The following is a 2,721-nucleotide window of genomic DNA, read 5'->3' as shown; positions in this document are numbered from 1 at the left end:
GCCCTCGGCTACCCGGCGGCGCACCGCCGGGTAGCCGAGCAGGTGCTCCAGCTGCTGCACCACGTTCGCCTGCGCCAGCGTCCGCAGCGCCTCGGGCGCGGTGGCGGCCGCCAGCCGGGCCCGGCCCGCCCGCACCATGCTGGCCTCGCCGTGCCGCAGCCACCGCTGGAGCCGCCCGGTGGCGGGTTCGCCGGGTTCGCGCTGGGCGTCGTCGAGCAGCGCCTTCATGGCCCCGCAGTGGGAGTGCCCGCACACCACGATGGAGGGGACCTCCAGCACCTCGACCGCGTACTCGACGGCCGCGCCCACGGAGTCGTCGGGCAGGGGGTCGCCGTTGCGCGGCACCAGGTTGCCGACGTTGCGCACGGTGAACAGGTCGCCCGGACCGCTCGCGGTGATGATGTTGGGCACCACCCGGGAGTCGGCGCAGGTGATGAACAGCGACGTGGGCTCCTGGCGGTGCGCCAGGCGGCTCATCAGGGAGCGGATGCGCCCCGCCGTGCTGGCGTGGTACTCGCGGGCGCCGGTGAGGAGCAGTCCCGAGACCGGCGCGCGGTCGGCGTAGCCGCGCCGGGTGTCCCACGGCGCCCACCACCGCGCGAGGCCGCGCGGCGCGGTCTTGCCCGCCGGGGGCGCGTCGCGCGTGCTGCGCTCGTACCAGTTCTCGTGCACCTCGTCGATGTCGACCCGCCCGCCGGTGCGCTCGTGGTCGACGCGCCAGGCGTGGATGGACTCGAACGCCGCGTGGTCCATGAAGTCGACGTGCAGGTCGAGGTCGACGTGAGTGCCCGCCGGGACGGTGCGCAGCGTGCTGGCGAGCCGCGGCACGCCCAGGAAGGTCAGCGACCCCTGGACCACGACGTGCCAGCGCCCGTCGGTCTCCTCGGTGATGACGGTGAGCCGGGTCAACCGCCGCAGGGCCATGATCATGGCCAGGGCGAAGCCGAGCACCACGCCTTCGAGCAGGCCGAGGACGACCACACCCGCCATGGTCGCCAGGTAGGTGCCGGCCTCGCGGTGCCGGCTGAGGTCGCGCAGCCGGGCCGGGCCGGCCATCTGCAGTCCGATGAACACCAGCAGCCCGGCGAGGGCGGCCAGCGGGATCTGCTCGACGGCCGAGGCGAACAGCAGGACGAAGACCAGCACCCACACTCCGTGCAGGATGGTCGACAGCGGGGTGCGCGCCCCCGCCCGGGCGTTGGTGCTGCTGCGGATGATGACCCCGGCGACCGGGAGTCCGCCCAGGGCCCCGCTGGCCATGTTGGCGGCGCCCTGCCCGACGAGTTCGCGGTTGAGGTCGGCGCGCGGGCCGTCGTGCAGCCGGTCGACCGCGACAGCGCACAGCAGGGACTCGACCCCCGCCACCAGGGCGACGGTGGCCGCGCCGACGATGACCCCGTGGACCTGGTCGGCGGCCGGCAGGACCGGCCCGGTCCAGGCGTCGGCGAGGGAGTCGGGCAGTGTGACGCGTTCGACCGGCCAGTCGAGCAGGACCGCCGCCGCCGTCGTGGCGGCGACCGCCACCAGCGCCGCGGGCACGGCCCTCGGCCGCACCCGGCCGAGGTCGGGCAGGCGCGGCCAGACGGCCATGATCGCGATGGCCATGAGCCCGATCGCGACCGCGGGCGTGTGGTTCTCGGCGATCTGGCGGGGGAGTTCGGCCAGGTTGTCGACCGCCGAGCTCTGCGGCGCACCGCCCAGCACGACGTGCAGCTGGGACAGGGCGATGGTGACGCCCACGCCGGCGAGCATGCCGTGGACCACCGCCGGCGACACCGCGAGGGCGGCCCGGGCGATGCGGAACGCGCCGAGCGCGATCTGGATGGCCCCGGCGAGCAGCGTGATCAGGCAGGTGAGCCGCCAGCCGTAGGTGGCCACCAGGCCGGCGACGATGATGGTCAGCCCGGCGGCGGGCCCGCTGACCTGGATGGCGGAGCCGCCGACGGCGCCCGCCACGATGCCGCCGACGGCGGCGGCGATGAGGCCCGCGACCAGGGGCGCGCCGGAGGCGACGGCGATGCCCATGGACAGGGGGACGGCGACGAGGAAGACCACGAGCGAGGCCGCGAGGTCGCCGGGGACGTTGCGCAGTAAGGGGAGGGCGGAGAGGCGCGGCCGCGGGGCGGCGGCCGCGGGGTCGAACCGTGTTCCCTGGGCGTCGTGACGCATGCTTACCCCCGATGGGTGAACGAAATGGCGCTCTGGGGACAGCGGCACTCCCGGGGGGCGGCGGACCGGCCGACGGAAAACAGAGGAATGTCCGAACCGCGGCTTTGGCTACCCACCGAACGCTGTCAATGACCAAGGGTAATCGCCGCAGCTCGGGAAATCGCTCCGGGCGGCGTGATCTTGACAACCGTTCCGCACGCGCCCGGGGGCCGCGTCCCGCCCGTGTTCACCCGGCGGTCCCCCGGAGACGGCGAACGGCCCCCCTCGTCTGCACGTGGGGGGCCGTTCGGGTTCTCGGCTGGCCGGTGCCGGGCGGGCGCCGGCGGCGCGCGCTAGCGGAGTCCGCCGTCGCCGTAGTAACCGTTCGGATCGTAGGGCCTACCGCCCTCGCGCGGGTCGCGCCCGGTGGCCCGGTAGGACGGCCACTCGCCCGACGGGGCGTCGTACCCGGGCTCGCCGGTGCGCGGCCGTCCGTCGGCGTCGTGTCCGCCGTACGGCGCGGTGCCCGCCGGGCCGGGGGCGGGGTAACCGCCCGGGTCGGCGGGCGGCGGG

Annotated in this window: 1 protein-coding gene and 1 pseudogene; both read right to left on the bottom strand. The window is 75.5% G+C overall.

From position 1 onward, the window contains the following. On the bottom strand, positions 1-2,169 hold a 2,169-nt coding region (locus NT8_RS27835; protein ID WP_084469344.1), incomplete at its 3' end, for a SulP family inorganic anion transporter. Between the two features lie 332 nt (positions 2,170-2,501). Further along, positions 2,502-2,721 (bottom strand): annotated as a pseudogene (locus NT8_RS30200) (DUF4870 domain-containing protein); the annotation flags it as partial.

The organism is Nocardiopsis trehalosi NBRC 14201 (genome assembly GCF_001552555.1).
Taxonomy (GTDB): domain Bacteria; phylum Actinomycetota; class Actinomycetes; order Streptosporangiales; family Streptosporangiaceae; genus Nocardiopsis_B; species Nocardiopsis_B trehalosi.
The sequence above is the reverse complement of the archived record's forward strand: the minus strand, read 5'-3'. Positions and strand labels throughout refer to the sequence as shown.